Here is a 25,941-nt window from a genome sequence, read left to right on the forward strand (position 1 = left end):
CTCCGGGCCCTCCTCCTGGGCCCTCCAGCCGCCCGCGGGGCCGGCCGCGAAAGGAGCCGCGACGCCGGTCGCCGGGGTCCCGCGCCGTCGTCCGTGCGGCGCGGGACCCCGGCGCCCCGGCGTACCGCGCCCCCGGCGCCGCACGGGAGGTCGGCGATGGAGTTCGCCAAGGTCACCGCCCTGCTGAAGGCCACCACCCTCGAGGCCGCCGTGCTCACCGGCCGCCTCGCCCTCTACCCGTCCGGGATCGTCCCGGAGCGCCTCGCCCCCGCCCCTACCGAGGACGGGCCCGTGTCCCTCGCGGGCGACGGCGGGCGTCCGGTGGTGCTGCTGCACGGTTTCGTCGACAACCGATCCGTCTTCCTGCTGCTGCGCCGCGCGCTCGCCCGGCACGGCCGTCACTCCGTCGTGTCCCTCGACTACTCGCCGCTCACCTGCGACCTGCGGACCGCCGCCGAGGCGCTGGGGCCACGGATCGAGGCCGTCCTGGCGCGCACCGGCCGGGCCGAGGTGGATCTGGTGGGGCACAGCCTGGGCGGGCTCATCGCCCGCTATCACGTGCAGTGCCTCGGCGGCGACGCACGGGTGCGGACCCTGGTCACCCTCGGCACCCCGCACGCGGGCACGTCGGTGGCGGCGCCGCTGGCCGACGCGCATCCGCTGGTGCGGCAGATGCGTCCGGGGTCGGAGGTGCTGCGGGAGCTGGCCGCGCCGGCGCCGGGCTGCCGGACGCGGTTCGTGAGCTTCTGGAGCGACCTGGACCGGATCATGGTGCCGGTGGAGACGGCCCGTCTCGACCATCCCGACCTGCTGGTGCACAACGTGCGGGTGAGCGGCATCGGCCATCTGGCGCTGCCGGTGCACCCCACGGTGGCGACCGGCATCCTCACGGCCCTGGACGCGGACGGGGCCGAGGCCGATGGTGCGGGAGGGGCTGATGGGGGGCTGAGCGAAGGAACGGCCGAAGGGGCTTCCTCGGTGGCTTGAATTCGCCAGTCGACGGCGACACCCCCGGGCTGTTTTTCGAACGTTTCTCGAACACAAGGCCAAAGGTCTGTGCGCGAGCTGGCGAAACACTGCCGATTGCCCGTTTCCTGCGCCGTCCGACCCCTCCGAAGATTGTCGGTCCCGTGTACCGCCGGGTACAGTCGCGCCACTGCTTCCCCCCGGGACACCCCCTGTCGGGCCCGCCCCGGACTGGTCCTGCTGCCGAGGCGAGAGAGACGTTGGTGAACGACCAGCACCCCCACGCCGGGTACGCCGGAGACGGCGCCCACCTCACCGGCGGCTTCGCGGCCGACCCGCTCTTCGGAGCCTGGGACGACGCCGGCCACAGCGGCCAGTGGGACCTCGGTCAGTACGCCGCCTCCGGCGCGTACGACACGACCGGCCAGTGGGACACCACCGGGCAGTGGGACACCACCGGCCAGTGGAGCACCGCCGTCGCCACGGACGGCTACGCGACCGCCGTGACGGCCGGCCCGCCCGAGCAGCACCCGCAGTACGACACCACCGGCCAGTGGGACGCCACCGCCTGGACCGAGGCGCAGCACACCGGCCCGTACGAGAACCTGCACTCCGGCGCCTACGCGGCGCAGGGCGCGTACGGCCACGAGGCGTACGACACCACCGGCCAGTGGGCCGCCCCCGCCTTCACGACCGACACCGGCGCGTACGACGCCACCGCCTGGAACCAGACCGCCGACCCGGTCGAGCCGGTCGTCCCCCAGCAGTACGTTCCCGCCGAACAGAGCGGCCACACCGCTGAGTTCGAGTTCTCTTACGAACCGGCCGCGGAGCCCGAGCCGGCGTACGAGACCGAGGCGCGGTACGAGACCGAGGCGGCGTACGCGCCGGAGCCCGGCTACGAGGCCGAGACCGGGACCGGGACCGGGACGGCGTACGGGACCGAGCCGGGCCATGAGGAAGCGCCCGCCGAGGCCCCCGAACCCGCCGCCGAGCTCCGTACCGACACCGCCGCGGGCGCCCGCCCCGTACGCCGCTCCCCCGGCGGCAGCCGCGCCCGGCGCCGTACCCCCGCGAAGCGCTCCGCGCTGCTGACCGTCGCCGTCCCCTCCGCCTGCGTCATGGGCGTCGCCGGCATCGCGGCCGCCTCCGTCGGCGGGCTCACCGGCGGCACCGAGAGCCCGAAGCAGAAGGACACCACCGCGCTCGCCGCCGCCGACCCGGCCGCCGTGAAGCAGATGGCGGCCAACACCGCGCTCGACACCCAGCTCAGCGCCCTCGACGCCGACGTCCGCGATTTCGGCGACCGCGCCAGCCGCACCCAGGAGCGCATCGACCTGAAGGCCCGCCAGGCCGCCGAGAAGAAGAAGCGCGAGGAGGAGGCGGCCCGCAAGGAGGCCATGCGCCCCAAGTTCATGCTTCCGGTGAAGCTGCACCAGCTCAGCGCCCGCTTCGGCCAGTCCGGCGTCAACTGGATGTCCGTCCACACCGGCATCGACTTCCCGGTGCAGTACGGCACCCCCGTCATGGCCGCGACCGACGGCACCGTCCGCACCCAGTGGAACCCCGCCTACGGCAACATGGCGATCGTGACCGCCGCCGACGGCACCGAGACCTGGTACTGCCACCTCAGCAGCACCAAGATCCGCTGGGGTCAGGTCAAGGCCGGCGACGTCATCGCCTACTCCGGAAACTCCGGCAACTCCACCGGCCCGCACCTCCACTTCGAGGTCCGGCCCGGCGGCGGCTCCGCGATCGACCCGCTGACCTGGCTGCGCAGCAAGGGCCTCGACCCCACCAGCTGAGAAACCCGTCCGTACGGGGGAGGGCCCGGTCCACTGGACCGGGCCCTCCCCCGTACGGGTGACTAGAGCTTCTCGACCGGGGCGTACCGCAGGACCAGCCGCTTCGGCTTCTCGTCGCCGAAGTCGATCGTCGCCTGGGCCTTGTCGCCCTCGCCCGACACCGCCAGGACCGTGCCCAGACCGAACTGGTCGTGGGTGACCCGGTCCCCCACCGTCAGCGAGACCACCGGCTTGTCCGAGCCCGCGCGGCGCGTCGCGAAACCGGACGGGCCGGAGCGGGCACGGGAGGAGGAGAGCGAGTTCGTCAGCGAGGAGGCGATCCCCGAGGTCGGACCCGCGGGCTTCGCCATCGGCCCCGTCCGCTTCCACTCCAGGTACGCCGGCGGGATCTCCTCCAGGAAGCGGGAGGCCGGGTTGTACGAGGGCTGGCCCCAGGCGCTGCGCATCGACGAGCGGGTGAGGTAGAGCCGCTCGCGGGCGCGGGTGATGCCCACGTACGCCAGCCGCCGCTCCTCCTCCAGCTCCTTCGCCTGGCCGAGGGCGCGCATGTGCGGGAAGACGCCGTCCTCCATGCCGGTGAGGAACACCACGGGGAACTCCAGGCCCTTCGCGGTGTGCAGGGTCATCAGCGTGATGACGCCGGAGCCCTCCTCGTCCTCGTCGGGGATCTGGTCGGAGTCGGCGACCAGCGCGACCTTCTCCAGGAACTCGGCGAGCGTGCCCGCGCCTTCCTCCTCCCCGCGCTCCTGCTCGAACTCCAGGGCAACCGCGGCGAGCTCCTGGAGGTTCTCGATCCGGGTCTCGTCCTGCGGATCGGTGGAGGCCTGGAGCTCGGCGAGGTAGCCGGTCCGCTCCAGGACGGCCTCCAGGACCACGGCGGGGCCCGCGCCGGACTCGGCGATGGTGCGCAGCTCGTCCATGAGGATGTTGAACCGCTTCACGGCGTTGGCCGAGCGGGCGGCCATGCCGTAGGCCTCGTCGACCCGCTTGAGGGCCTGCGGGAAGGTGATCTTCTCGCGGAGCGAGAGGGCGTCGATCATCGCCTCGGCGCGCTCGCCGATGCCCCGCTTGGGGACGTTCAGGATCCGGCGCAGCGGGACGTTGTCCTCGGGGTTGGCTAGCACGCGCAGGTAGGCGAGGACGTCCCTGACCTCCTTGCGCTCGTAGAAGCGCACGCCGCCGACGACCTTGTACGGCAGGCCGACGCGGATGAAGATCTCCTCGAAGACGCGGGACTGGGCGTTGGTCCGGTAGAAGACGGCGACGTCTCCGGCCTTCGCCTCGCCCTTGTCCGTGAGCCGGTCGATCTCGTCGGCGACGAACTGGGCCTCGTCGTGCTCGGTGTCCGCGACGTAGCCGGTGATCTGGGCGCCCGCGCCCGCGTTGGTCCACAGGTTCTTGGGGCGGCGGGACTCGTTCCGCTCGATGACCGCGTTGGCGGCCGAGAGGATCGTCTGGGTGGAGCGGTAGTTCTGCTCCAGGAGGATCGTCGTCGCGTCCGGGTAGTCCTCCTCGAACTGGAGGATGTTGCGGATCGTCGCGCCGCGGAAGGCGTAGATCGACTGGTCGGCGTCGCCGACGACGCACAGCTCGGCCGGGCCGAGGTCCTCGTAGCCGGTGCCGACCAGCTCGCGCACGAGGGTGTACTGGGCGTGGTTGGTGTCCTGGTACTCGTCGACGAGGACGTGGCGGAAGCGGCGGCGGTAGTGCTCGGCGACGTCCGGGAACGCCTGGAGCAGGTGGACCGTCGTCATGATGATGTCGTCGAAGTCCAGCGCGTTCGCCTCGCGCAGGCGCGCCTGGTACATCCGGTACGCCTCGGCCAGCGTCTTCTCGAAGCCGTCGGCGGCCTGGTCGGCGAAGGTCTCCTCGTCGATCAGCTCGTTCTTCAGGTTGGAGATCTTGGCGCTGAAGGACTTCGGCGGGAACTTCTTCGGGTCGAGGTCCAGGTCGCGGCAGACCAGCGCCATGAGGCGCTTGGAGTCCGCGGCGTCGTAGATCGAGAAGGAGGAGGTGAAGCCGAGCCGCTTGCTCTCCCGGCGCAGGATGCGGACGCAGGCGCTGTGGAAGGTCATCACCCACATCGCGTTGGCCCGCGGGCCGACGAGCTGCTCGACGCGCTCCTTCATCTCGCCGGCGGCCTTGTTGGTGAAGGTGATCGCCAGTATCTGGCCGGGGTGCACGTGCCGCGTGCCCAGGAGATGGGCGATGCGGTGGGTGAGGACCCGGGTCTTGCCGGAGCCGGCGCCGGCCACGATGAGCAGCGGGGAGCCCGTGTGGACGACGGCGGCCCGCTGCTGCTCGTTGAGCCCGTCCAGGAGGGAGGCCGGGTCCACGGCCGGACGGTGGGCGCCGTCCCGGTAGTACGCGTCGCGGGGCGGGGGCGCGTCGAAGTGCTCCCCGAACAGGTCGTGCGGGACCTCCTCCGCCGGGGCGCCGTGCTCGTCGTCCTCGGGCGGGGGCGGGGCGTCCTCCGGGGAGTGGGACTGGAGGCCGGCCAGGAAGCTGTCGTCAAAGAGGCTGCTCATCGCCTCACGAGTCTAGGACGCCGCACCGACATCCGGTCCCGCCTTCGTCAGGTCGCGGACGTGACGGCCCCCACCCCCGGGGCGCGCGGTTCAGACCCAGAGGGTCGCGATGAAGATGTTCGCCGTGGTCAGGCCGCCGACGGCGGCGAAGAGGCCCTTGTCGGCGGTCTCGTCGTCGCGCTTCACGTAGACGATGCCGAGGATCACCACGAGGATCGCCAGCTTGATGCCGATCTTGAGGTTGTTCACCGTCTGGTCGTCCGCCTGGTTGAGGCCGACGAGCGCGACACCGGTGACCAGCATGGTCAGCGCGCCGTGCAGCATCGCGGGCGTGAAGCGGGCCGTACCGGCCCCGATCGCCTTCATCTGGGTGAGGAAACCGCCCAGGAGGGAGGCGATGCCGATGATGTGCAGGGCGACGAAGACATTGATGAGGACGTCCATGGGGCGGAGCCTAACCGTGCCCCTAGCACCGCTCTCCGGCCGGGTCCACCCACTCCCCCGCTTCGGTCGCCCGCCCCAAGGAAACCTTCGCCGACCGCCCGCCCCGGCGAAAGAGAACGGTCTCCGGAGCTCATCCGACGCCAATAGCGATCAAACCCAGGCCGGGGCGTGACGCCCGGGTCTAGCGTCCTGCCCCAGGTGGTCGGCGCCCCACCCCGCCGGTCCACCCGGCGGTGCCGGCCCCCCGCCGGAGAACCCCGGCGGCGGCCCGTCTCCCCTGTGCGGTCCGCCGCCGGCCCCGGCCGGCACCGTCCCCCACAGGGAGAGGATGTGACCCGCCCTCGTGGCAGCGCACCGAAAACCCCGGCCGTCCCCGCTCGGCCGCCCCGCGGCCCGCACGGCCGCCACGCTCGCCCTCGCCTCCGCGGCCACCGCGACCCTCTTCGAGGGCTCCGGGCACGCCGACCCGGCAGGCCCCGGCCGCACCCCCGCCCAGGTCAGGACCGAGGTCGACCGCCTCTACCAGGAGGCCGAGGTCGCCACCGAGCGGTACAACGGCGCGAAGGAACGGGCCGACGCCGCCCGCGTCTCCTACGACCGGCTGCGCGACGAGGCCGCCCGCCGCACCGAGCGGCTGAACACCGCCCGCCAGAGCCTCGGGGCCGTCGCCGCGGCCCAGTACCGCTCCGGCGGCCTCGACCCGGCCGTCCAGCTCGCCCTCACCTCGGACCCCGAGGACTACCTGGAGCGGGCCGCCCTCGCCCAGAAGGCCGGCGACCGCCAGGCCGCCGCCGTCACCGCCGTACGCCGGGAGATCGCCGGACTCGCCCAGCTGCGCGCCGAGTCCACCGACCGACTCACCACCCTGCGCGGCCACGAGGCCGAACTGCGCCGCCAGAAGGCCGCCGTCCTCGACAAGCTCGCCGCCGCCCGCCGGCTCCTCGCCCGGCTCACCGCGGAGGAACGGGCCCGGTACGAGGCCGCCGTCGCCGCCCGCACCGCCCCCGCGAACGCCGGGAGCTCCGGCGCCTCCGGCACCGCCGCCGGGGGCGGTGCCACGGTCCGTGCGGACCGCTCCTCCGGCGACCGGAGCACGGTCACCGGGCCCGGAGCCACCCCGGCCGCCGCCTCCGCTCCCGCCACGGGCCGTGCCTCGGCCGCCATCGCCTTCGCTCGCGCCCAGCTCGGCAAGCCGTACGTCTGGGGCGCCACCGGCCCCTCCGCCTACGACTGCTCGGGGCTCACCCAGGCCGCCTGGCGCGCCGCCGGAATCTCCCTGCCGCGCACCACGTACACCCAGATCAACGCCGGACGCCGGGTCTCCCGCTCCGAGCTGGCCCCGGGCGACCTGGTCTTCTTCTACTCGGGGATCAGCCACGTGGGCCTCTACATCGGCGGCGGCCAGATGATCCACGCGCCCCGGCCCGGCGCCCCCGTCCGGGTCGCGCCGATCGACGAGATGCCCTTCGCGGGCGCCACCCGCGTCGCCTGAGCCGTCTCAGATGAGACGGCGGGCGGTGGCCCAGCGGGTCAGCTCGTGCCGGTTGGAGAGCTGGAGCTTGCGGAGCACCGCGGAGACGTGCGACTCGACGGTCTTCACCGAGATGTACAGCTGCTTGGCGACCTCCTTGTACGCGTACCCGCGGGCGATCAGCCGGAGCACCTCCCGCTCCCGCTGGGTCAGCCGGTCCAGGTCCTCGTCCACCGGTGGCGCGTCGGTGGACGCGAAGGCGTCCAGCACGAAGCCGGCGAGGCGCGGGGAGAAGACGGCGTCCCCCTCCTGCACCCGGAAGATCGAGTCCACCAGGTCGGTACCCGTGATCGTCTTGGTCACATAACCCCGGGCGCCGCCCCGGATCACGCCGATCACGTCCTCCGCCGCGTCCGAGACGGAGAGCGCGAGGAAGCGGACCGGGTCCTCGGCAGCGGCCATCAGCCCGGCGCAGCGGCGCAGCACCTCGACCCCGCCGCCGCCCGGCAGGTGGACGTCGAGGAGGACGACCTCCGGCCTGGTCGCGGTGATCACGCCGACGGCCTGGTCGACGTCGGCGGCCTCGCCCACGACCTCGACGCCGGTGACGTCCGTCCGCCCGATCTCGGCCTGCACGCCGGTGCGGAACATCCGGTGGTCGTCGACGAGGACGACCCGCACCCGGCGCCCGGCACCGCCCCCGACACCCGCCGTGCCCGCGCCCGTCTCCCCGCCGGCTCCGGCCGTCGTCCCGGCCTCGTCGCTCATCCGTCCACCCTCTCCATCTCCAGCTCGATCTCGGTGCCCCCGCCCGGCACGGCCCGCAGCCGAGCCGTGCCGCCGTTGCGCTGCATCCGACCGATGATCGATTCCCGTACGCCCATTCTGTCCTCGGGGACCTGCTCCAGGTCGAACCCGGGGCCGCGGTCGCGCACCGACACGAAGACCGTGCGCCCCTCCACCTCGGCGTACACCTGCACCGCTCCGCCCTCGCCACCGTACTTCGCGGCGTTGACCATCGCCTCGCGCGCGGCCTGCATCTGCGCGGTCAGCTTCTCGTCGAGCGGGCAGTCGCCGACGACGACCACCTCCAGGGGCACGCCGTGCTTGTCCTCGACCTCGGCCGCGGCCCGCTTCACCGCCTCGGCGAGGGTCTCGGGCTCCTCGTCCTTGCCGGTGCCCTCGGGCTTGTAGAGCCAGTTCCGCAACTCCCGCTCCTGGGCGCGGGCGAGCCGGCGGACCTCGCCGGCGTCGTCGGCGTTGCGCTGGATCAGGGTGAGGGTGTGGAGGACGGAGTCGTGGACGTGGGCGGCGACCTCCGCCCGCTCCTGGGCGCGGATGCGCAGGGTCCGTTCCGCGGTGAGGTCCTGCGACATCCGTATCAGCCAGGGGCCGGCGAGCAGCGCTATGCCGGTGAGGACGGCGACGGAGGCGGTCAGCGCGGTGCCGATCTGGGCGATGGAGCCACGCACGACGACGAAGACGGCGAGACCGGTGCCGACCAGGGCCACGCCGACGAGCCCCCGCACGAGGTGGAAGCCGCGCCGCCCCCGGGTGGCGCCCCGGCCGGTCCAGACCTCGGCGCGGGCGTTGTCCGCCTGGCGCCAGACCAGGACGACACCGACGCCGATGAGGAGCGTCGGCCACACGTACCGTCCGGTCTCGCCGTCGATCCGCAGGTTCGCGATGAAGACGGACGCGCCCATCGCCAGGGCGACGAGGGCGAGGATCTGGCCCCGGTCGGGTTTGCGGAGCCGGCGTCTGCCGTCCTCGGCGACCTCGAAGAGGGGACGGGACTCGGCCTTGCCGCCGACGCCGAGCGGGACGACGATCCAGAACACCGCGTACAGCAGCAGCCCGAGGCCCTCGGTGAGGACGAGCACCGCGAAGACGGCCCGCACCCACGCGACGGGCAGACCGAGGTGCCCGGCGAGACCGCGGGCGACACCGCCGAGCCACCGCCCGTCGGCGCTCCGGTAGAGCCTGCGCACGGGCGGTTCGTCGAGGTCGGTGACACGAGCGGTTGCGGACATGCACCGATCGTCACACGCCCGGCGCGCCCGGGGCATCAGGGTCCGCCCTGAGATCGACCCCGGGTTCGCCTCGGGGTCGCCCGGCCGTCGAATATCAGGGTCGTGCCAGGGTCGTTCCCGGTGCCGTCCCGGGGTCACGGCCCGTCACCATGGACGCATGACGAGTTCGACGCCTTCGCAGCACACGCAGCCCGAGGCCCCGCCGGTCGCCGGCGCCGCGCCGGCCGCGCCCCTGCGCCGCTCGCACACGAGCCGCGTGGTCGGCGGGGTCTGCGGCGGTCTCGGCCGGCACTTCGACATGGATCCGGTGATCTTCCGGATCGTGCTGGCGGTGCTGGCGGTGGCCGGCGGCATAGGACTGGTCTTCTACGGCTTCGCGTGGCTGGTGATCCCGCTCGCGGGCGAGGAGGAGAGCGAGGGCCGGCGGCTGCTGACCGGCCGGGTGTCGGGCGCCTCGCTCGCGGCGATACTCATGGCGCTGGTGGGCTGCGGCATCTTCCTGTCGATGCTGCGGACGGGCTCGCTGCTGGGCTTCGCGGTGACGCTGACGCTGGTGACGGCCGGTGCCGCCTACTGGTCGCAGCGGCGCCGGGTCGACGGGGAGGTGGAGGGCGATCAGGCGGTGAAGCCGGCGGCCCCGCACGTCCGGGTCCCGGTGCCGCCGGAGACGAAGGCCCCGCCGCTGACGTTCATCGAGCGGGAGATGAGCTCGTGGTGGCGGGACCCGATCGTGAAGGACGGGTCGACGGGCAAGGTGGCCATCGGCTACCTGTGGGGCCCGCACGGCATCGTCGACGAGCAGGGCCGGGTGGGCGGCGAGGTGCCCAAGCCGGGCAGCCAGTGGGGCCCGCCCGCCGATCCCGAGCGGCCGGCGCCGTCGGTGCGGCGCAGTCCGTACTCGATCGCCGGGCTCGTCGATCTGCTCTCGATCGCCGCCGCGATCACGGGCACGGCCCTGACGTGGGAGACGCAGCCGTTGGGCACCAGTCTGGCGACGGGCCTCGCGGCGGCGCTCGCGGTGCTGGGCCTGGGGCTGGTCGTCAGCAGTTTCCTGGGGCGCACCGGCTTCGGGACGATCGTGCAGACGGTGGTGACGGCGGCGCTCCTCGCCGGGGCGGTCGCCCTCCCGGACAGGATCACCACGGACTGGACGCGCGAGACGTGGTCGCCGGCCACGGTGGCCGCCGTCCAGCCGCGGTACGAGGTGGGCGCGGGGGTGGGGACGCTGGACCTGTCCCGGCTCGCGGTGCCCGAGGGGGGGACGGTGGCGACGGCGGTGGACGTGGGCGCGGGGAAGGTGGAGGTGATCGTGCCGCGGGACGTGGTGGTGAACCTCCACGCGCAGGTGGGACTCGGTGATCTGCAGCTGCCGGGGCAGGCGCCGGACGACATCGACGTCGCCCCGGACCGCGACGAGACGCGGACGCTGAACCCGCCCGCCGGGACGGACCCGGCGGGGACGCTGGACCTCTCGCTGGAGGTCGGTCTTGGACAGGTGGAGGTCACCCGTGCTGCTTCATGAGTTCCGTCCGGGCCGACTGGTCGTCGGCGTGGCCGCCCTCGGCCTGGCCGGGGCCTACGGCGGGGAGCTGGCCGGCTTCTGGTCGGCCCCGTGGTGGCTGGCGGCCCCGGTGATGTGGTGTGCGCTGTGGGTGGCCGGGCTGGCGACGTGGGTGGCCTACGGCGTCCGGCGGCGTTCGGCGAGGAGCCGGTCGGCGGAGAGCACCGGCGCCCCGGCGAGCAGCAGCGGCAACCAGGCCATGAGATAGGCGAGGTCGTTGCCGAGGTAGTAGGGCTCGACCTGCCAGCTGACGGTGAGCCAGAGGCTCAGGGAGATCAGCGCGCCGCCGAGGGCGGCGACCCGGGCGAAGATGCCCAGGAGGGTGCCGAGGCCGACGGCGAGCTCGCCGAGGGCGAGGGCGTGGCCGAAGCCGCTGGGGTCGTGGAGGGCGAGGTCGACGAGGCCGGGGAGGGCCGAGGAGTCACGGACGCCGCGCATGGTCTCGCCGATGGAGCCGGTGCCGGTGTCGGCGAGGAAGGCCGGGTCGGTGAGCTTGTCGAGGCCGGCGTAGACGAAGGTGACGCCGAGGAAGATCCGGAGCGGGAGGAGGGCGTGGCGGGAGGCGGTGGCCCGCCAGGCGTCCATGCGGCCCTTGAGGCCGGGCGCGGCGCCTCGGGGGTGGTGTGTGTACTCGCTCATGATCGGTCACCTCTCCACAGCCCGTACGACTGTTCGCGGACCGATTGTCTCCGCTCGGCCTGTGAAGGGGACACCGAGAGGGACCGGATGCTCAGTCGGCGACGTCGATCGTCACCCGGTTGGTCTCGAACCCGGCGGCGGTGACGACGGAGACCTCGACCCGGCCGGGCTCGACGTCGGCGGGGAGGGGGACGGTGAGGACGGTGTCGGTGGGGTTGGCGAAGCCGCCGGGGACCGGGACCAGGGGCACGTGCGCGTGCACGGGGCCGATGCGGACCACGAGCCGGGTGAGCGGGTCCGGGGCCGCGGCGCCGGGCGGGACGAAGCCGTGGCCGCGGATCTCGATGTCGTCGCCGGTGCGGATGGGGGCGTCGAGGTCGCCGGCCTCGCGGGCGCGGACCACGGCGTGGACGACGGGCGGGCCGCCTTCGGTGCACTTGGCGGCGAGGTGCCAGGCGGCGGAGACACCGAGGAGGAGGGCGAGGGACCAGGGCAGTTCGGGGAGGCGGGCCGGGTCGGCGGCGAGCCGGACGGCGGCGAAGGCGAGGACGGCGCCGGAGACGAGGACGTACTGGACGTCGGCGAGGTCGGCGCGGCCGTTGTCGTCGCAGAGGAGGTCGGCGGCGCGCGGCCGGTCCGCGCGGACCTTCTGGAGCCGGCGGCCGGCGATGCGGGTGGAGACCACGAGCCGGGCGGTGACGGCGACGGCGGAGACCAGGGCGACGACGGTGACGAGACCGGCGGCGCGGGCGAGGCCGAAGGCGGCGGGGGCGGCGGTGAGCGCGCGGGAGGTGAGGAAGAGGAGGGCGTAGCAGAGGAAGAGGAGCCAGGCGGCGGCCACCGCGCGGGTGGTGGAGAGCCGGTTGTCCTCGCCGGTGAGGGGGGCGAGGAGTCCGCCGCGGGCGCTGTGGGCGTGGGCCGCGGCGGTGAGCGGGGCGGCGAGGAGGAGGGCGGTGCAGAGGCCGGCGGTGCGGGTGGCGGTCCAACCGGTGCCGAGGGCGGTGAGGGCCTGGCCGAGGAGGAGGGCGAGGACGGCGGCCCCGATCGCGGCGAGGCTGCCGGTGCGGACGCGGGCGAGCCAGGCGAGTCCGGCCTCCCGGCCGTGGGCGGTGACGGCGCGGGCGGACTGGGCGAGTTCGTCGGAGACCCACTGGCGGGCGGCGACCGGGGAGTGGGCGACGGCGACGGGGACGCCGTGGCCGGCGGCGAGTTCCTCCCGGCGGGCGAGGAAGGCGGCGACGGCCCGTCGGTGGCCGGTCTCGCCGCAGTGGGCGCAGCCGGCGCAGGCCGTCGGGTGGGCGTCGGCGCCGTGGCGCCCGCCGTAGTGTCTCGCCTCTTGGACCGCCACGGTGCTGTCACTTCCCGAGTTCGAGGTTTCGACCTCAACCTGCCGCTGGTTCCTCGGAATTGTGCCGCACCGAGGGTGTTCGCGCGGGCCGCGCGCGCCCCTCCTGAGAGTGATTGCCGAGCCATCTCATTGACGTACAGAAAGGTGAAGCGATGGTGTTACGACAGGAGTTCGGGCTCCGCTCGGCTGATCCTGCGCCAGAGCGGCTGGTAGTTGATCCAGGCGACGAGGTCGCTGCCGAGCTGTTCACGGGTGGCGACGGCGTCCTTGTGGTCGATGAGGACGGGTCTTCCGGCGGCACGGGCGGCGAGCTGGATGCGGGCGCAGCGGTCCACGGCGATGAACCACCGCGCGGCGGGGGGGAGCCGGTCGACGGGGACGGGGGCCGGTGTCTCGGTCATGCGCCGGAAGGTGACGCCCGGCCGGTCAAGTCACCAGAGGCCGGACGGGACGGGTCCGGGCGGGTGGGCCGGGAAGCGGCGAGGCCGCCGCCCGCGGGGTGCGGGGACGGCGGCCTCGTGCGCGTGCGGGAGGGGTCACTCCCACTCGATGGTGCCCGGCGGCTTGCTGGTGACGTCGAGGACGACACGGTTGACGTCGGCGACCTCGTTGGTGATCCGGGTGGAGATCTTGGCGAGGACGTCGTACGGCAGGCGCGACCAGTCGGCCGTCATCGCGTCCTCGGAGGAGACCGGGCGCAGGACGATCGGGTGGCCGTAGGTGCGGCCGTCGCCCTGGACGCCGACGGAGCGGACGTCGGCGAGCAGCACGACCGGGCACTGCCAGATCTCGCGGTCGAGACCGGCGGCGGTCAGCTCCTCGCGGGCGATGGCGTCGGCCTCGCGGAGCAGGTCCAGACGCTCCTTGGTGACCTCGCCGACGATGCGGATGCCGAGGCCGGGGCCCGGGAAGGGCTGGCGCTGGACGATCTCCTCGGGAAGGCCGAGCTCCTGGCCGACCATCCGGACCTCGTCCTTGAAGAGCTGCCGCAGCGGCTCGACGAGCTCGAACTCGATGTCGTCGGGGAGGCCGCCCACGTTGTGGTGCGACTTGATGTTGGCGGTGCCGGTGCCGCCGCCGGACTCGACGATGTCCGGGTAGAGGGTGCCCTGGACCAGGAAGGCGACCTCGGGGCCCTCCTCCTGGAGGATCTCCAGCTGGGCCTGCTCGAAGACGCGGATGAACTCGCGGCCGATGATCTTCCGCTTTGTCTCCGGGTCGGAGACGCCGGCGAGGGCGTCGAGGAAGCGCTTCTCCGCGTCGACGACGACGAGGCGGGCGCCGGTCGCGGCGACGAAGTCCTTCTCGACCTGCTGGGTCTCGCCCTTGCGCATCAGGCCGTGGTCGACGTAGACGCAGGTGAGCTGGTCGCCGATGGCCTTCTGGACGAGGGCCGCGGCCACGGCGGAGTCGACGCCGCCGGAGAGGCCGCAGATGGCGCGCTTGTCGCCGACCTGGGCGCGGATGGCCGCGACCTGCTCCTCGATGACGTTGCCGGTCGTCCAGGAGGGCTCGATGCCGGCGCCGCGGTAGAGGAAGTGCTCCAGGATCTGCTGGCCGTGCGTGGAGTGCAGCACCTCGGGGTGGTACTGGACGCCGTAGAGCTTCTTCTCGTCGTTCTCGAAGGCGGCGACCGGGACCACGTCGGTGGAGGCGGTGACGGTGAAGCCCTCGGGGGCGGCGGAGCAGGCGTCGCCGTGCGACATCCACACGGACTGCTCGACCGGGGTGCCCTCGAAGAGGGTGGAGCCTGCCTTGGAGACGTGCAGCGGGGTGCGGCCGTACTCGCGGGCTCCGGTGTTGTCGACGGTGCCACCGAGGGTGGTCGCCATCAGCTGGAAGCCGTAGCACATGCCGAAGACGGGGACGCCGGCCTCGAACAGCGAACGGTCGAGGCGCGGGGCGCCCTCGGCGTACACGGAGGACGGACCGCCGGAGAGGATGATCGCCTTGGGGTTCTTGGCCAGCATCTCGGCCACCGGCATGGTGGACGGGACGATCTCGCTGTAGACCCGCGCCTCGCGGACGCGACGGGCGATGAGCTGGGCGTACTGGGCGCCGAAGTCGACAACGAGGACTACGTCCGGGTTGGTGACGTCGGGCGCGGCAGCGGGGGACGCTGATGACACTACGGCGGCCTTCCGGCGGTAGGAGGGCTCCCCCGGCGGTGGGAGGTTTCCCGAGGGAGGGGGCTATTTGTCGATTCTACCGGCGCGCGCGTGAGGCTTTTCGTCTCACCATCCGAACCCGGGTGGCCTTCGTCTCACCATTCGGTCCCGGCTTGCCCCGTTACGGCGGGTGGGGGCCATACTGAGCGCCATGCGCACGCACTCGACCTTCGTGTTTACCTATGGCAACCGGCCCACCGGCTGCCATGGTCGTGCTGCTTGAGCAACTGACAAGCGACTTCCCAGGCGCCCCGGGCCGACAAGGCCCGGGGCGTCTGTCGTTTCCCGGGCCGTGCCGATCCGGGGCCCCCACACCACCCAGGAGCCCCGCATGACCACGAAGACCGCCGCCCCGAAGACCCTCACCGAGCAGACCGGCGCCCGCACCGACGAGGCGGCCTCCCTGATCGGCGACGCCCGCGAGCGGATCGACGCCCTCGACGACCGGATCATCGGCCTCATCCAGGAGCGGATGGCGATCTCGGCGGTGATCCAGGAGGCCCGGATCTCCTCCGGCGGCCGGCGGGTGAACCTGGCCCGCGAGATGGACGTCCTCGCCCACTACCGGGACGCGCTGGGCAAGCCGGGCACGGCGTTGGCGATGACGATGCTGGAGCTGTGCCGGGGACGCGTCTGAGGCCCCCCCGCACCTGCCCGCGCCAGCTCCGCGCCCCACGCTGTGCGCGTGCCCGGGCCCGCGCCCGCCGCTGTCCCTCGCACCCGCCGCGCCCCGCGCCCCGGCCCAGGCCGGACCCACCCCCCGGACCGCGCCCCGGACCCGCGAACCCGCCTAACGGACCCGCGGACCCGCCCCCGGGACCGCACCCCCGCCGCGAGACCCGTTCCCGGCCTCGCGGACCCGCCCCGGGACCCGCACCCGGGCCGCGCACCAGGCGGGTGGGGCTCCGCACCCCCGTTCGGTGCCGGACTCACCCGTACGGCGCGTGACCGGCCCCCGGCGGGCTTCGTTGAGCGGGGTGTCCGTGCCAGCCAGGGGCGGGCCCGCAGGAAACCACGCGTGGCTTCGCTGGGGCGTGTGACGTGCTTCTCGCACGTCGTGGGACCTCGCCCCAGCGCGCGTGACCGGACGGCAGGGGACAGCAGCCCGGTCACCCAGAAAGGGCGGTCGGTCCCGGGGACGCCCGGGACCGACCGCACCCGGCTCACCCTTCCCCACCGCTCCCTCCCCGTCCCCAGGACCGTCCCACCCCGAACCTTCTCCCCGAAGCGGCGCACCCCCCGGCGCCGCTCCCCCGGCACCGCCGCTGCCCTGACACCGGTGCCGGCCCAGGGCCCGTGCCGCGACCGGAATCGCGGCACGGGCCCTCTTCACGCTCCGCCACCACTACGTGACGCGCATCACATAAAGATCTCGTGCAACGCCTACAACCAAAGGCGGGGTCCGGAGGTCATCTATGCAGCAACACCGAAAAGCCGGAAGGGCGCTGCACTCGGAGGGGGGTGCAGCGCCCTTTCTGTCTGTCCGGGGCCGGACGGCCTCTCCGCCGGCCCGGCCGCCCTGCCGCTATCCGCCCGGCCGGCCGCCCGCCGTCGGGCCACCCGCCGCCCGGCCGCCCGCCGTCCCTCAGAGCGTCTTCTTCGGCGGCACCGCCGGGATGCCGAGGAAGGGCAGCCGCAGCGCGCCGAAGGCCTCGGCCGGGACCGCCGGGGACTTCGGCTCGACCGCCGCCACGCGCACGTACGCCTCGCCCTGCCGCGGCCGCGGGTCCTCCTCGCCCTTGTTCGGCCAGAAGGACATGGCGCGCTCCGCCTGCGCGGTGATCGTCAGCGACGGGTTCACGCCCAGGTTGGCCGAGACCGCCGCGCCGTCCACGACCGAGATCCCCGGGTGGCCGTAGAGCCGGTGGTACGGGTCGATGACGCCGGACTCCGGGTCCGCGCCGATGGGGCAGCCGCCGAGGAAGTGCGCGGTCAGCGGGGTGCCCATCAGCTCGCCGATGTTCGATCCGGCGAAGCCGTTGATCTCCTCGGAGAGGAGGGTCGCGGCCCGGGTCGCCGCCTCGATCTGCGTCGGGTTCGGCGCCCCGTGGCCCTGGCGGGCGGTGAGCAGGCCCTTTCCGAGGCCGCCGGGCTTGCGGTAGGTCGTCAGCGAGTTGTCGAGGGACTGCATGACGAGTCCGATGATGGTCCGCTCGGACCAGCGCCGGTTGGAGAGCGACCGCAGCGCGAGCAGCGGGTGCCGGGCCATGTGGAGGGCCCAGTTGCGCACCCGGTGGGCGCCGTAGGGGACCTGGAGGACGGTGAGGCCGCCCATCGAGTTGGAGCCCTTGCCGTAGCGGACCGGCTCGATGTGGGTGTTCTCGTCCGGGTGGACGGAGGAGGTGATGGCGACGCCCCGGGTGAAGTCGGCCTTCCGCGCGCCGTGCTTGCGCCGGTAGCGGCGGTCGGTGGTCTGAGCGCCGACCAGCCCCTCCGAGTTGGTGCGGGTCAGCTCGCCGAGCCGGCCGGAGATCCGGGGCAGCAGGCCGCTGTCCTTCATCCGGTGCAGCAGGGTCTGGGTGCCGTACGTGCCGGCCGCGATGACCACCTTGCGGGCGGTGAAGGTGCGGCCCCTTCCCTTCTTCCGGTTGTCGGTGGGGAGGGTCTTCACGGCGAAGCCGCCGCGCGAGTCCTCGGTGACGGCGACGACCGAGGTCATCGGGTGGACGACCGCGCCCGCCTTCTCGGCCAGGTACAGGTAGTTCTCGTTGAGGGTGTTCTTGGCGCCGTGGCGGCAGCCGGTCATGCACTCGCCGCACTCGGTGCACGCCCTGCGGGAGGGGCCCACGCCGCCGAAGAAGGGGTCGGCCACCTCCTCGCCGGGCTTCGCCTTCGCGGTGCCGACCCCGTCCCCGCCGACGGCGTCCTTGCCGTCCCCGAAGAAGACGCCCACGGGCGCCATGTGGAAGGTGTCGCCGATCCCCATGGCCTGGGCGGCGGCCTTCAGGTGCACGTCCGAGGGCGTCATCGTCGGGTTGAGCCGGACGCCCAGCATCCGCTTCGCCTGGTCGTAGTACGGGGCGAGTTCGGCGCGCCAGTCGGTGATGTCCTTCCACTGCGGGTCGTCGAAGAACGGCGCCAGCGGCTCGTACAGCGTGTTCGCGTAGTTGAGGGAGCCGCCGCCGACGCCGGCGCCGGCGAGGACCATCACGTTGCCGAGCAGGTGGATGCGCTGGAGGCCGTACAGGCCGAGCGTCGGCGCCCACAGGAAGTTCTTCAGGTCCCAGGAGTTCTTCGGCAGGGTCTCCCGGGTGAAGCGGCGGCCGGCCTCCAGGACGCCGACCCGGTAGCCCTTCTCGGTGAGCCGGAGGGCGGTGACCGAACCTCCGAAGCCGGAGCCGACGACGAGCACGTCGTAGTCGTACGCGTCCTCGGCCGGGGCTGCCTCGTCCTGGATGCGGGCAGGGGGTACCGCGGTCATGGCTCTCCTCGCAGAACCTCGTGGGAAACGTGAGAAACGTGAGAAACGTCGCAAGCGTGGGAAACGTCGGGGACGCGGCCGGACGGACGCGGCGGGCGCCGGCGCGGAGTCAGCTCAGGCGCAGGGCCTTCAGCGCCTTCAGGGAGAGGCTCATCACCGCCGCGTACCTCGCGTCGTCCATTCCGAAGGACGGCGCCAGCGGCATCAGCCGCTGCTGGGCGACGGTCTGGGCCTCGGTGTACTTGAGGATGCCCTCGGAGCCGTGGCGGCGGCCGAGGCCGGAGTCCTTCATGCCGCCCATCGGCGCGCGGACGCTGCCGTACGCGGGCGCGTACCCCTCGTTGATGTTGACCGTGCCGGTGCGCAGCCGGGCGGCGACGGCGTGGCCGCGGCGCGCGTCGGTGGTCCAGACGGAGGAGTTGAGGCCGTAGGGGGTGGCGTTGGCGCGCTCGATCACCTCGTCCTCGTCGGTGAAGCGGTAGATCGAGACGACCGGGCCGAAGGTCTCCTCGGCGCAGACGGCCATCGGGGCCTCGACGCCGTCGAGGATGGTCGGCTCGTAGAAGAGCGGGCCGATGTCGGGGCGGGCGACGCCGCCGGCGACGAGCGTGGCGCCCTTGGCGACGGCCTCGTCGACGTGCCGGGTGACGGCCTCCAGCTGGCGCTCGCCGACGAGGGAGCCCATGTCGGCGCCGTACGCGAGGGAGTTGCCGAGGCGCATGGCCTTGGTGCGGGCGGCGAAGCGCTCCAGGAAGGCGTCGGCGATCGACTCGTGGACGTACAGGCGCTCGATGGAGATGCAGAGCTGGCCGGCGGAGGAGAAGCAGGCGCGGACGGCGCCGGCGGCGGCCTTCTCGACGTCGGCGTCCTCCAGGACCAGCATGGCGTTCTTGCCGCCGAGTTCGAGGGAGACGCCGACGAGCCGGGCGGCGGCGCCGCGGGCGACCTCGATGCCGGTGCGGGTGGAGCCGGTGAAGGAGACGTAGTCGGCGTGGCGGACGACCTCGGGGCCGACGACCGGGCCCTCGCCGAGCACGACCTGGAAGACCTCGGCGGGCAGGCCGGCCTCGATCAGCAGTTCACGGGCCCAGAGGGCGGTGAGCGCGGTCTCGGTGTCGGGCTTCATGACGAGCGCGTTGCCCGCCACGAAGGCGGGCAGGGCGTCGCCCACGGAGAGCTCGAAGGGGTAGTTCCAGGGGGCGATCTGGCCGACGACCCCGCGCGGCTGGCGCAGCTCGGTGACCTTGGTGAGGGCCGGGACGACACCGGTGTGCCGCTTGGGACGGAGGTACGAGGACGCCTTGCGGCCGTAGTGGCGGGCGGCGACGGCGACCGCGAGGACCTCCTCGTGGGCGTGCAGCCGGGCCTTGCCGGTCTCCAGCTGGATGAGGTCGAGGACCTCGGACTGGCGGGCGAGGACCAGGTCGTGGAAGCGCAGCAGGACGGCGGCGCGGGCCCGGACGGGGGTGGCGGCCCAGGCGGCCTGCGCGGCGCGGGCGCGCGCGAACGCCTCGGCGACGTCCTCGGGCGTGGCCTCCGGCAGGTCCGCCAGCTTCGCCCCGGTGAAGGGCGTGTGGTTGGCGGTGCGGCCGGAGCCGACGACCCCCCGGGTGAGCCGGGCGACCAGATCGGGCGTCACGACGTCGGCGGCGGTCCGGGCTCCGGCCGGTGCGGGGGCGACCGGGTTGGTCGCGCCGGCCGGCGCTGCGGGGCGGGCCGCCGGGGCGGGGTCGGCGGCGATCGTGAGGGCGGCGGGGGCCTGCGAGTCCGTCATGAGGCCGAGGGTAGGCCTCGTTCCCGCCTTTGGGTACCCGCCGGTAACGCGTTTTCACCCCGCGCGCACATCGCGCCAGTGATCACTGGCATATAAGCCCTGATCAGCGGCTCACGGCCGCCACGGGCCTTTGGTGAAGATTTTTCCGGGGTCAGGTTCCGGGTGCCCGCCAGTGCTGGAGGACGAGGTCGAACTGCTCGCGCGTGGTGTCCCAGCTCGACTCCGGCGAGGTCATGTAGATGGCGTACTCGGTGCCGTCGTCGGCGTAGTACAGCCGGTCGATCGCGTGCCGGGGACCCGGGAAGTTCTGCTTCTCCGTCCAGGTGAACTCCCAGAGCGCGGACTTGACGTGGTCCCGGTAGGTGCTCTGGTTCAGCCACACCCGCTGGTAGTCCATCCGCTTCTTGAGCGTCTTCTCCAGGTCCAGGAGGTGGGCGTACGGGGTGTCGAAGTCGGGGCTCGGGTCGATGCTGATCCGGAGGCGGTGGTTGCCGCGGTCCGGGGTGTAGTCGATGTTGTCGTCCTCCACCTGGCGCTTCCAGCCCTCCGGGACGATCAGCGAGAAGCCCGCGGGGTCGTCGACCCGCTTCCAGCCGGCCGGGACCTCGTCCGCCGCGACGCCCTTGCGGCCGTCGGCCGTGGGACCGGGGGTGGCACCGCTGCTCGCCACCGGACCCGGCTCGCCCCCGCCTCCCCCGCCGCCGTACTGCATCACGGCGAAGACGGCGCCGCCCGCGACGGCGGCGGCGAGCACCGCGGTGAGGACGGCGGAGCGCCAGCGCCCCTTCCCCGCGGACGCGGCGGGACGCGGCCCCGGCGCGGGGAACGCGGGCGGCGGCGTGAAGCCCTCCGTCCCGCTCCCCGCCGGGTCGGGCCACTCGACGGTACGCGGGGTCAGGGGCGATCCCGCGGTCGGTACGGGCCCCGGGCCGGTGGCCGTACCGGAGGGTGTACCGGCGGCGGGGCCGGAAGGCGTACCGGTGGCCGGGCGGGAGGGCGTACCGGTGGCGGGGCCGGAGGGCGTGCCGGTGGTCGTGACGGCCGGCTCCAGGTCCATCCGCTGCGTCGGCACGTACGCCTGGGCGGTCTGCGGGCTGCGCCCCTCCATCGCGTCGAGCAGCATCCGCTCGGCCTCGTCCGCGCGCGGACGCTGCTCCGGGTCCTTGCGGAGCAGCGCCACGATGACGGCGGCGAGCGGCCCCGCGTGCGCCGGGGGCGGCGGCTCCTCGCCGACGACCGCCTGCATGGTGCTGATCGGGGAGGTGCGGCGGAACGGCGAGGTGCCCTCGACGGCCGTGTACAGGGTGGCGCCGAGCGACCAGAGGTCGGAGGCCGGGCCGGGGTCCCCTCCGCGCACCCGCTCGGGCGCCAGATAGTCGATGGAGCCGACGAGTTCGCCGGTCCGGGTGATGGTGGAGTCGCCCTCGATCGCCGCGATGCCGAAGTCGGTGATGAGGACCCGCCCGTCGCGGGCGAGCAGGACGTTCCCGGGCTTCACGTCCCGGTGCAGCACGCCGGCCGCGTGCGCGGCGCGCAGCGCGCCGACGACGTGGAGGCCGACCCGGGCCGCCTCGCGGGGCTCGATCGTCCCGGCCTCCTTGACGGCGTCGGCGAGCGACGGGCCGTCGACGAACTGCATGACGATCCAGGGACGGGCGTCGTGTTCGAGGACGTCGTGGACGGTCACCACGCCGGGGTGGGTGATCCGGGCGGCGGCCCGCGCCTCCTTCTGGGTGCGGGCGTGCAGCACCAGCCGGTCGGCCTCGGCGACGAACCGGCCCGCCGTCAGTTCCTTCACCGCCACCACACGGTGCAGCACCTCGTCGTGCGCGCGCCAGACCCTGCCCATGCCGCCGCGTCCGATGGACTCGACGAGCCGGTACCGCCCGGCGAGCAGCAGCCCCGCGCCTGTGCCCTGAGAATGTTCCACTTGCCCCCGCCCCGTAGCTTCCGGTGCCAGGTTACGGAGGAGGGGACGGCGGACGGAACCGCGGGGCCCGCAAAGGAACCGCACTGTGACCGCCGGCGCCGGTACCGACCGGATGGTCGGACCCGCTTCCCGGGCCGGTGGCGCGGCTCGGCGGCGCGCTTCCGGGCCGGTGGCGGGGCTCGACGGTGTGCTTCCGGCCCGGTGGCGGGGCTCGACGGTGTGCTTCCGGCCCGGTGGCGGGCTCAGCGGCCCGGGCGGAAGCCCTTGACCGCCTCGCCGTAGATCTCCGCGACCCTGTCCCGGTCGCTGTCGGGACCGATCACCTGGACGACGTGGTACCTCCCGCCCTCGATGAGGGCGAGGTTGTGGACGAAGACCTTGCGGCCCGCGCCGTCGTACCAGGTGTACTGGCCCTCGGCGGTGGGCGTGCGGCCGATGTCCACCCGCCGCGACCGCACCAACTCGGACCAGCTGGACTGCCGGTAGGGCTCCAGCTCCCGCTCCTTGGTGTTCTGGTACTCCAGCGGATCGGAGCCGTTGTCCCGGACGCTGTCCCGGCCCGGTACGACGATCAGGGTGAAGTCTCCGCCCGTGTACCGCACTTGACCCGCCGCGTTGACGGGGCTGCGCCGCCAGTCGCGCGGCACCCCGATCCGGAAACCCTCCGGGTCCTCGCGCAGCACGTATCCGGAGGCCAGGGCGGGGCCGGAGGCGGACGCGGGCGGGGAGGCGGGAGCCGAGGTCGGGCGGGGCGGGGTGGTGGGCGCCGGGGCGGTGGGCGTGGGGGTCCCGGTGGACTCCGTGGGCTCCGTGGGCTTCGCGGCCGGCGGGGCCGTGGTCGCCGGCGGGCGTGCGCCGGCGGGCTTCTCGCCGCCGCGGGGCAGGGCGACGGCTATGTACGCGAGGGCGGCGCCGAGCAGGAGGAGCCCGACGAGCAGCACGCGCCGGCCGCGGGAGCGGGGGCCGGTCCGGGGGCGCGGCGGCTCGGGCTCCGCGTCCTCGTAGCCGTACGCGTACTCCTGGCGGGGCTCGTACCCGTGGCGAGGCTCGTACGCCCGGTGGGACTCGAACTCCTCATGGGACTCGTACGCCCGGTGGAACTCGAACTCCTCATGGGGCTCGTGCTCCTGGCGGGGTTCGCGGCCCCGGGGTTCGAAAAGAGCCTGGGGGTCGAGGGGTTCGCGGGCCTCGAAGGGTTCCTCGGGTACGGGGGTGGGCGCGGGCGCGGAGACCGGCGCGGGCGCGGGTGGCCCGCCGCCCCGGGCGTCCTTGCCGCGGCGGTGGCGGTGGCGGATGCGGCCCGCACCGGCGGCGCGGCGGCGGCGCACCAACTCGCCCCTGCGGCGCAGGATCGGCAGCCGCTTCGCGTTGAAGGGTGACGGGGGCGCGGCCGCGAACTCCGCCTCCGGCTCCGGCGCGGACCGGACCAGCGACCGCAGCCAGCCGCGCAGCTCCTCGAAGTCCGGCCGTTCCGTGGGGTCCTGGCGCAGGAGCGACTCCACCACCGGGCGCAGGGGGCCGCACTCCTCGGCGTAGGCGGGCGGTTCGGCGCAGACCAGCTGGACGAGCTCGGCGGCGCTGTCCTCGGGGTAGGGGGCGTGGCCCTGGACGGCCCGGTAGAGCAGCGCGCCGAGCGCCCACAGGTCGGTGGCCGGGCCGATCGGCGGGGCGAGCCGCCAGTTCTCGTGGACGGGTCCGGCCTGTTCGGGCGCCCAGCGCTCGGTGACGGCGCCGACGACGGCGATCCGGGTCTGGCGGGCCCGCTCGGCGGCGAGCCGGGTGGCCGGGCCCCGGTACCGCTCGCCCACCGGACCCTGTTGCGCGGGTACGGCGGCCGCCGCGTCCGCCGGGGCGGCGCGGGCGGGCTCCGGGGCGGCGGCCGTGTACCCGGCGGGCAGCGCGGGCCGGCCGGAGCCGGGCAGCACCGGGCTCCCGCCGGCCGGAACTCGCGGCGAGCCGTCCCGGGAGGCGTGCGGGCCGTCGGTCCAGCTGCCCTTGAGCATCAGGCGGGGCGGGTGCGGGCCGCCGCCGTACGGCCGCCGGCCGTCCGCGTCACCACCCTCGTCGGCGTCTTCGCCGTCGCCGTCGTCGTCGCCGTCGTCCTCGGCATCCGTCGCCCGCGCCCACCACAGCGGCGCGGGCCCGGGCCGGGAGGCCCCCGGAAGGACCGCTTCGCCCCGGGATTCGGAGGCGGGCCCCGGCTCGGACCGGGACTCGGGCGCGGGTTCCGTCTCTGCCCGGGACTCGGGCCAGGGCTCGGGCTGAGGCTCATTCCGGGCTTCGGGCCAGGGCCCGGGCTGAGGCTCGTTCCGGGGCTCGGGCCAGTGCCCGGGCTCGGTCCGGAACTCGGACCGGGGTTCGGTCCGGGGTTCGGACGCGGGCTCCTTCGCGGCCTGGAACTCGGGCCGGCGTTCGGGCCAGGATTCGGGCCGGGACTCGGGCCAAGGTTCGGGCCGGGGTTCGGGCTGAGGCTCGTTCCGGGGCTGGGGCGCGGGCCCCGTCTCCGCCCGGGACTCGGGCGCGGGTTCGATCTCTGCCCGGGATCCGGGCCAGGGCTCGGGCTGAGGCTCCTGCCGGGGTCGGGGCGCGGGCTCCGGTTCGAGCTGGGGCCGGGGGGTGCGCTGGACCGGGAGCGGGCCGGTGTCGCCGATGCGCGCGGCGGCGGCACGGGTGGCCGCGCGGTAGGCGGCGATGGCCCCCGCCCGGGCCGCCCGCAGATCGGCGCTGGGCGGCACCGCCGGTGCCTCCGGCGGGCTCGCGGGGCGCGGTGCGGGGGCCGCGGTCCCGTAGGGGTCGACCCCGTACGGCACGGGCTCGGCGGCGGGCGGCGGTCCGCCAGGGGCCTCGCCCTCCGGCGCCGCCTCCTCCCCGGTCCCGTATCCGTCCCCGTACCGGTCGGGCTCATAGGCCCCCACCTCGTACGCCTCGGACTCGTACGCCCGAGCCCCGTACGCGCCGGGTCCCTCGGGCTCGTGCGCCTCAGGCCCGTACGGCCGCGTCCCGTCCGCCTCGGTGCCGTCCGCCTCGTTCTCGTACGCCCCGGGCTCGTACACGCCGTTCTCGTACGCCGCCGGCTCGTACGTTTCCGACTCGTACGTCTCCTCGGCGGGTGCGTCGTAGGCCTCCGCCTCGTACTCCTCGTACTCCTCCTCCCCCTCGTACTCCCCCCGCTCCTCGTACGCGTCCTCCGGGGGGCGGAAGGCCGGGTCGTCGGGGTCGGGGACGGGGGCGTAGCCGCAGAGGGCCTCCTCGGCGGCGCCGGCGGCGAGGCCGGTGAGGAGGACGCGGCCGTCGTCGCAGACGAGGACCGTGCGGGCGGTGATGTTGCGGTGGACCCAGCCGTGGGCGTGGAGGGCGCGCAGGGCGGTGAGGACGTCCGCGGCGATCTCGGCGGCGCGGAACGGGTTGAGCGGGCCCTCGTCGAGGAGGGCGGAGAGCGGGCGCGCGGCCACGTACTCGCTGACTATCCACAGCGAGCCGGCCTCCGCGAAGACGTCGAAGACCTGGTCCAGTAACGGATGGTCGGGGATCTGGGCGGCGGCCTGGGCGGCCTCGATCGCCCGGCGGACGCCCGGCTCGGCCGGTCTGCGGGTGGCGCCGCCCGCCGCGCCGTACGCCCCTCCGGGCGCGGGCCCTTCGCCGAGGACCTCCGCGTCGACGACCTCGGGCAGCGGGACCTGACGGACCCGCACCTCCTGCCCGCTGTACGTGTCGAACGCGCGGGTCTCGGCGAGGTCGACGAGGCCCGCGGAGCCGGCGGGCGGCAACGGAAGGCGGTAGCGCTCCGCGAGCACCCGTCCCGCGTACTCGTCCACGGCGCCTCCCCCTGCGCATTGGTCGTGCCCCGCACCTC

Annotated in this window: 16 protein-coding genes and 1 pseudogene; 5 read left to right on the forward strand and 12 right to left on the reverse strand. The window is 74.1% G+C overall.

What is annotated here, in order from left to right:
* The first annotated feature begins 156 nt into the window (after positions 1 to 156).
* Both ACFZCF_RS09345 and ACFZCF_RS09350 read left to right on the forward strand, forming a co-directional pair.
* Positions 157 to 987, forward strand: coding sequence for an alpha/beta fold hydrolase (locus ACFZCF_RS09345; RefSeq protein ID WP_391285671.1), 831 nt, complete (start codon positions 157 to 159; stop codon positions 985 to 987).
* A gap of 242 nt (positions 988 to 1,229) precedes the next feature.
* On the forward strand, positions 1,230 to 2,771 hold the full coding sequence (locus ACFZCF_RS09350; RefSeq protein WP_391285674.1) for a peptidoglycan DD-metalloendopeptidase family protein: 1,542 nt from the start codon (positions 1,230 to 1,232) through the stop codon (positions 2,769 to 2,771).
* Between the two features lie 62 nt (positions 2,772 to 2,833).
* On the opposite strand, the gene pcrA is transcribed toward ACFZCF_RS09350, so the two are convergent.
* Positions 2,834 to 5,299 carry a DNA helicase PcrA gene (gene pcrA, locus ACFZCF_RS09355; protein ID WP_388437516.1) on the reverse strand — a complete coding sequence of 822 codons (2,466 nt, stop codon included), beginning with the start codon at positions 5,297 to 5,299 and terminating at the stop codon, positions 2,834 to 2,836.
* Between the two features lie 90 nt (positions 5,300 to 5,389).
* Positions 5,390 to 5,743, reverse strand: coding sequence for a hypothetical protein (locus ACFZCF_RS09360; RefSeq protein ID WP_169088611.1), 354 nt, complete (start codon positions 5,741 to 5,743; stop codon positions 5,390 to 5,392).
* Positions 5,744 to 6,086: 343 nt separating this feature from the next.
* On the opposite strand from ACFZCF_RS09360, the gene ACFZCF_RS09365 reads away from it, so the two are divergent.
* A complete protein-coding gene (locus ACFZCF_RS09365; protein ID WP_388437521.1) occupies positions 6,087 to 7,235 on the forward strand; it encodes an NlpC/P60 family protein in 1,149 nt (382 codons plus the stop codon).
* Positions 7,236 to 7,241: 6 nt separating this feature from the next.
* Here the strand turns inward: ACFZCF_RS09365 and ACFZCF_RS09370 are convergent, their stop codons facing one another.
* Positions 7,242 to 7,982, reverse strand: coding sequence for a LuxR C-terminal-related transcriptional regulator (locus tag ACFZCF_RS09370; protein WP_391285678.1), 741 nt, complete (start codon positions 7,980 to 7,982; stop codon positions 7,242 to 7,244).
* Positions 7,979 to 9,247: a PspC domain-containing protein gene (locus tag ACFZCF_RS09375; RefSeq protein ID WP_391285680.1), complete on the reverse strand. Its 1,269-nt coding sequence runs from the start codon at positions 9,245 to 9,247 to the stop codon at positions 7,979 to 7,981. Before ACFZCF_RS09375 ends, ACFZCF_RS09370 begins: the two co-directional genes overlap by 4 nt.
* Before the next feature lie 157 nt (positions 9,248 to 9,404).
* On the opposite strand from ACFZCF_RS09375, the gene ACFZCF_RS09380 reads away from it, so the two are divergent.
* Positions 9,405 to 10,769 carry a PspC domain-containing protein gene (locus ACFZCF_RS09380; RefSeq protein ID WP_391285682.1) on the forward strand — a complete coding sequence of 455 codons (1,365 nt, stop codon included), beginning with the start codon at positions 9,405 to 9,407 and terminating at the stop codon, positions 10,767 to 10,769.
* Positions 10,770 to 10,925: 156 nt separating this feature from the next.
* On the opposite strand, the gene ACFZCF_RS09385 is transcribed toward ACFZCF_RS09380, so the two are convergent.
* The 4 genes and pseudogenes from ACFZCF_RS09385 to guaA all read right to left on the reverse strand — a co-directional run bounded on the left by ACFZCF_RS09385 (position 10,926) and on the right by guaA (position 14,924).
* Positions 10,926 to 11,393, reverse strand: a complete 468-nt coding sequence (locus ACFZCF_RS09385) for a DoxX family membrane protein (RefSeq protein WP_391286012.1) — start codon at positions 11,391 to 11,393, stop codon at positions 10,926 to 10,928.
* A gap of 145 nt (positions 11,394 to 11,538) precedes the next feature.
* On the reverse strand, positions 11,539 to 12,795 hold the full coding sequence (locus tag ACFZCF_RS09390; RefSeq protein ID WP_391285684.1) for a hypothetical protein: 1,257 nt from the start codon (positions 12,793 to 12,795) through the stop codon (positions 11,539 to 11,541).
* 158 nt (positions 12,796 to 12,953) lie between these two features.
* A pseudogene (locus ACFZCF_RS09395) lies at positions 12,954 to 13,109 on the reverse strand (class II aldolase/adducin family protein); the annotation flags it as partial.
* A gap of 222 nt (positions 13,110 to 13,331) precedes the next feature.
* On the reverse strand, positions 13,332 to 14,924 hold the full coding sequence (gene guaA, locus ACFZCF_RS09400) for a glutamine-hydrolyzing GMP synthase (RefSeq protein WP_388437537.1): 1,593 nt from the start codon (positions 14,922 to 14,924) through the stop codon (positions 13,332 to 13,334).
* A 370-nt stretch (positions 14,925 to 15,294) separates the two neighbouring features.
* On the opposite strand from guaA, the gene ACFZCF_RS09405 reads away from it, so the two are divergent.
* Positions 15,295 to 15,600, forward strand: coding sequence for a chorismate mutase (locus ACFZCF_RS09405; protein ID WP_391285686.1), 306 nt, complete (start codon positions 15,295 to 15,297; stop codon positions 15,598 to 15,600).
* A 948-nt stretch (positions 15,601 to 16,548) separates the two neighbouring features.
* Here ACFZCF_RS09405 and ACFZCF_RS09410 read toward each other — a convergent pair.
* From ACFZCF_RS09410 to ACFZCF_RS09425, 4 genes are all read right to left on the reverse strand, one after another.
* Positions 16,549 to 18,384 (reverse strand): GMC oxidoreductase, encoded by a 1,836-nt coding sequence (locus ACFZCF_RS09410; RefSeq protein ID WP_391285688.1) that lies wholly within the window; start codon positions 18,382 to 18,384, stop codon positions 16,549 to 16,551.
* Between the two features lie 109 nt (positions 18,385 to 18,493).
* Positions 18,494 to 20,158, reverse strand: coding sequence for a succinic semialdehyde dehydrogenase (locus ACFZCF_RS09415; protein WP_391285690.1), 1,665 nt, complete (start codon positions 20,156 to 20,158; stop codon positions 18,494 to 18,496).
* 151 nt (positions 20,159 to 20,309) lie between these two features.
* Positions 20,310 to 22,088, reverse strand: coding sequence for a protein kinase (locus tag ACFZCF_RS09420; protein ID WP_391285692.1), 1,779 nt, complete (start codon positions 22,086 to 22,088; stop codon positions 20,310 to 20,312).
* Between the two features lie 242 nt (positions 22,089 to 22,330).
* Complete coding sequence (locus ACFZCF_RS09425; protein ID WP_391285695.1) at positions 22,331 to 25,903, reverse strand: protein kinase; 3,573 nt, start codon at positions 25,901 to 25,903, stop codon at positions 22,331 to 22,333.
* Between the last annotated feature and the right edge of the window lie 38 nt (positions 25,904 to 25,941).

It is taken from the genome of Streptomyces sp. NPDC007945 (assembly GCF_042958885.1).
GTDB lineage: Bacteria > Actinomycetota > Actinomycetes > Streptomycetales > Streptomycetaceae > Streptomyces.